The organism is Ruegeria sp. BHSB172, assembly GCF_059613165.1.
In genome coordinates, this window is record NZ_JBXWRZ010000076.1 from 1 (window position 1) to 5,064 (window position 5,064).

Genomic DNA, 5,064 nt, shown 5'->3' on the forward strand with positions numbered 1-5,064 from the left:
CCAAATCTGTGAAAAATACGTGAAATCTTCATGAACTGAATCCTCGTTAATAATCGTCACACGTGGTTTGCGCCTGCCCGCAGATCAGCCGGGCCAGGGGGTCGGCCACTCGGTCTTGGCGTTTTCGATCAACGCCAGAAGCGTCGGGCAATGAATGCGGTAATCCGGCCCTCCGGCGTTCGAGACCTGGTTTCTGGGCTTCAGCATCCGGGTCCAAAGACCTGCGGCCAGGTGCCGGCTGGCCTGCGAATCCGTCGGATAGTGCACGCCGATGCGCTCACGGTTGACCGCGATGCGGTGGGCGATCTGCAACAAGGGCGACTTGATCGGCGCCGTCCCGGCCAAGTCGGCCGACACCGGCTTTTGCAACAGCCCGCCACCCGATGGCGCGCCATCGCGCGACACGCCGAACCGCTGGTACAGCCCGGGGATTTCCAGCAGCAGCAGCGCGATCAGATGCGCCAGGAAGGAATGGCCGGACGGAAACGCCGGATGCGCAGGCGGGCCGAACGGAACTGTCAGCCCCGGCCGCAGCACCGAGGGCCGCACCCGTTTGTAATAGGCCTTGTACGACATGTAGGCCACGTTGCCCAAGGCCAGCCCCGCGTCGATCAGCTTCAAGGTGTAAGGGTGATCGAAGGAATTGGCACCGATGAAATGGATGATGTAGTTGGGCAGACCGTCGGCCTGAACATCGGATTCCACCAGATAGCTGCTGCGGTCGTCCTCCATGTAGATCTTTAGGGTTTCCAGCTCGCCCTGAATGAATCGGAACGCGTCCGAGGCATCCGTTTCGTTCTGCGCCACGGTCTTGTTGACATCCACGACATAGCGCCATTCAAGGTCACCCGCTTCCAGATACGGCCCCACCGGATCGAACCCGGGCCGTGGCAGCCATTCCCGCCATTGGCCGGCGAATTCCAGCGCCGCCAGGGTTGCCGGTTCGCTGCGGTCGGCGGCGCGCAACCACTCGGTCAGGTGTTCATCGAAGGGAAGCGCCCAGAACCGCAAGGCTGGATCCCAGTCCTGCGTGGTCCATTCCAGAACCTTGGGATAGTCGATGCCGGCCGGGTCTGCCTGATAGGGATTGATCACATATTCGAGCGGGAACGGCGACACGCCCGCGTTGTCGGGCGTGAAATTAAGCGCCCAAGGCAGCAACGCCAGCTCGATCGGGGTCGCATAATAGCTGCGGACCAGACCGATGCCGCCATCCGCGCCGACGGGAATGACCGGGTCTGTTCCAAGCCCCAGCCCGTTGCCCAGGCCCAAACCATTGCCCAGCCCCAGCCCGTTGCCGAGACCGAGGCCAAGCCCCAATCCAAGGCCATTCCCCAATCCAAGGCCATTGCCGAGGCCCAGTCCAAGCCCATTCCCCAACCCAAGACCATTGCCGAGGCCCAATCCCAGCCCCAGACCGTTACCGAGACCCAAACCGTTGCCAAGGCCCAGTCCAAGCCCCAATCCACGCGATGCGCCGAGACCCAGACCCAGCCCCTGACTTCCAGTGCCAAGCCCGGACGATCGAGCCGAGGCGTTTGTTCCGAAATCCGTCATGTCAATGTCCTCGTTTGAAATGGACCTTGTTCAAAAAGACGACAGCGCCGCCCTTTCATCGAAATATGCTCGAGATCATTATGAGTTCCGGCGGTTTCGCCATTGCCGCATGTGCCTGCGTGCGGGTCACTGCGGCCACAAGGCGCGCAGCGGCGGTGAAACGCGTCAGTTCGGCAGACCTGCAGTGCTCAGACCAAGCACCAGCCGTTCCCGCGTGTCCGGGGTCTTCAGGGGATACCATGCCATAAAACGCGAAATTGAAAAACCTGGATCTTTCTCGAGAAGCTTTTCGGCGGTCACGCGGGCCTGTTCTATCTGCCCGTCCAGCGCGTAGGAAGCCGCCAGAATGCGCAGCGCCGCCATGAATCGCGGCCTGGTGCGGCGCGCGCGTTGCAGGGCACGGATCGCTTCGGGGTAATTGCCATCCACGAACTCGGCCAGCCCTGCCGCCGTCCAGAAAAAGAAATTCAGCGGCCCGAACGGGGTCAGCCGCCAGACGTTCAGCATGTGCTCGCGCGCGATGGCGCCGTTGCCCAGATAGGCATGGGCCGTCGCGCTGATCCCCCAGGCCAGCGGCAGATTGGGATTGAGCGACAGCGCCTGATCCATGATGTCTATCGCCTCGTGCGGGCGGCGTTCCAGCAGGCTGAGGATATGGCCGCGGATCGACAGGTTCAGCGCGTCCTCGGGGTCCAGCTCGACACCCTTGCGGGCATGGAACACGGCGGCGGCGCTATCGCGCTCGACATTCGGGCTTTTGCCCTCGGCGATCCAGAAATTTAGGCACCAGGCCAGATAGGAATGCGCCTGCGCATAGCCCGGGTCCAGTTCGACCGCCCGCCGGAACAGGGACATGGCCGTCTCATAGCTCTGGCCCTGGAACCGGTAGAGTTCGGGCAGGCCCCGCAACACGCAGTCATAGGCATCGAGGCTTTCGGTCGGGCGGGTGACCAGATTTGCCGCCTCGGCGCGCTGAACGCTGGGTTCGACCGTAGCGACGATGCTGGACACGATGCGGTCCTGAAAGGTGAAGATGTCCGAGGCATCGCCATCGAAATTGTCGGCCCAGACGGCCCGGTTGCGCACCACGTCCACCAGCTCGGTATGGATGCGCAGCAGGTTTCCGCTGCGCCGGATCGATCCGGTCAACAGGTATTTGACCCCCAGCGCCGCGGCCACCTCGCGCGAGGGCACGGATTCCTTCGACATCTGCAGGGTCGAGGTGCGCGCCACCACGAAAATCGCGCGGCTGCGTGACACTCCGGTGATGATGTCCTCGGTCATGCCCTCGCCGAAATACCGGTCTTCGTCACGGCCTTGCAGGTCGCGAAACGGCAGGACGGCCAGCGACGGCCGCGCCTCCCATTGCGCGTGTGGCCGCAGGATCGCGCGCGCCTCGGAACTCCGCTGGGCGATGAACACCCGCACCGGGCGTTCGATATTCTTCAGGATCGGCGCCCCGATCTCGTGGAACCGAACCGAGATCCGGTTGCGCACGATGTCGCGCACTTGCTGGGTCAGCACCACGTCGCCGCCCGCGGCCAGATCCTGAATGCGGGACGCAATGACGACGCCGTCGGATTGCAGAGACCGCCCGTCATCGACGACCTCGTCCAGATTGATGCCGATTCGGACATGCATGGGGGTTTCATCAACCGGCCGATTCCGAACCTGGTGCTGTTTGTCCAGGGCCCACCGAACCGCATTGGTGGCGCTGTTGAACTCAACCAAGATGGCATCGCCGGAGTGCGAGACCAGCCGCCCGCCATAGTCCGAAATCCGGTTCAGCAGAACGTCTTCGCGCAACCTGCCCCAGTCTCTGGCGGCCTTGATGCTGTCGGCCTCCATATGGCGCGTATAGCCTTCGACATCAGCGAAGGCAAAAGCCGCCAGACGCAGGTTGGACACATCAAGGGATTTCGCGCTGATTTTGGACATTGCGAAACCACCGCCCCCACTGGTTACAATTTTAGTCTAATGGCCCAACGCCACGTTGGCAAACATTCCAGACTTAATATTGTTTAAATCTACGCTAAATTGAGCTCCGGCTATGGCCGGACAACCACAAGGCCCAGATTGTTGTCATTGGCCACCAGATCGGCCAGCGTCCGCGGAGTGCCGGGCAGTCCGGCGCCCGAGTCCTCGGCTTTGGGCGGCAACTGCGCCAGAGGATCGGTGTTGGCTCGATCGTTCGGGCAGGTAACCTCGAACAGGATGAGACCCAGCGTCCCTGCCGCGACCGCCGTGCCGGTCACAAGGTTCTGGACCTGCGGCAGCGACAACAGGTCGATGGAGCCACCCGCGGCCAGATTGCCCAAGGGCAAGTCGATGGCAGCAGCGTTCCAGGTGATCGGGGCCAGCAGGTCCCACGGAACCGGCCCGACGGGAACCGATCCGACCCAGACCCGCAGCCCGACATTCTGGGCCTGCGCGGTGCCCCGGTTGCCGACCCGCAGGTTGGCGGGGTCCGACAACCACCGGGCATCGGCCCGCCAGTCCAATGAGACCGGCACATAGGCGCCCGGCCCATACTGAACCGGGCCGGCCAGGGTGTCCTCGGTCAACGGGCGGCGGTCCGAAACATAGATGTCCTCGGGCGGCGGATCGCCCGGCGCATTGTGCATCTGTTCCGGATCGGGCGGGAACATGCCCTGCGCCTCGAAGGCCCAACGCACAACCTTGTGCGCCGTGCCACCCTGCCACGGGTCGGGCGTGCTGCCCGGAGGCCCCAGCGGCAGCGGCGGCAGGGTCATCCACCCGGCCTCTTCCAGGCCCAGTTCGAGCATCTCGGCCCGCGACGGTGGTTGTGCAAAACCGGCCGTTGCCCGGAACAGCAGGAACAGCGCCATGCGCGCCGCCCGTCGACGCTGATAGATGTCGGCTCGGCCATCCGCCTGAACCGTGTCGCCCCCCAGCGCGCGGTACAGGCGGAATAGGGTCGTCGACAGGATCTGTTCAGTCAGATAACCCTTGGTGTCGCACGGATCCGCCGCAGAGTTTTCGATCACGGATCGGTTCAAAGAGCCGTACCAGGCCCAGCCCATTTCCGCGATGCGGTCATGGCGGCGAGTCGCAAAGACGAACGGATAGGTGATGCCGCGGAAACTGGCGGCGACTCCGTTTCCGGGGGGGGCTGCCAGGGCAGAGCCCGGGTCGGACATGATGGCGGCGATGGCATCGCCGGCGCTGTGGGCAAAATCGAATTCCAGCTGACCCAACCGGGCCGCCAGCAGATAATGCCCGAATTCATGCCCGATCCACCGTCCGCTGGTCGCGATGCTTAAGGGTTGCGCCCAGCCTGGAGGGTCGGGCCTGTCCCATTTCGTCAGCTCGGCCAGCGCAAGGTTCATGTGGATCACCGGCTTGCCCTGCGTTTTGCAATCCAGCTTTACCTGCGCGTTCACCGTGCGGCCGCTCTGGCCCGGTCCGGGCGAGATGCCGTAACGGTAGAAGACCAGCATCTCGGGCTGGGCCCGGACATTGAACAAATGCGGCGGCAGCCCGAAC

At 63.6% G+C, this 5,064-nt stretch carries 2 protein-coding genes and 1 pseudogene; all 3 read right to left on the minus strand.

What is annotated here, in order from left to right:
• Positions 1–84: 84 nt before the first annotated feature.
• Positions 85–1,557 (minus strand): phosphatase PAP2 family protein, encoded by a 1,473-nt coding sequence (locus tag AC2FM3_RS17620; protein ID WP_496684498.1) that lies wholly within the window; start codon positions 1,555–1,557, stop codon positions 85–87.
• 165 nt (positions 1,558–1,722) lie between these two features.
• Complete coding sequence (locus AC2FM3_RS17625) at positions 1,723–3,495, minus strand: adenylate/guanylate cyclase domain-containing protein (RefSeq protein ID WP_496684501.1); 1,773 nt, start codon at positions 3,493–3,495, stop codon at positions 1,723–1,725.
• Between the two features lie 110 nt (positions 3,496–3,605).
• Positions 3,606–5,064, minus strand: a pseudogene (locus AC2FM3_RS17630) (hypothetical protein); the annotation flags it as partial.

Coding starts and splice junctions, on each gene's coding strand:
- AC2FM3_RS17625 (WP_496684501.1), bottom strand. CDS start 3,495: ATGTCCAAAATCAGCGCGAAATCCCTTGATGTGTCCAACCTGCGTCTG.
- AC2FM3_RS17620 (WP_496684498.1), bottom strand. CDS start 1,557: ATGACGGATTTCGGAACAAACGCCTCGGCTCGATCGTCCGGGCTTGGC.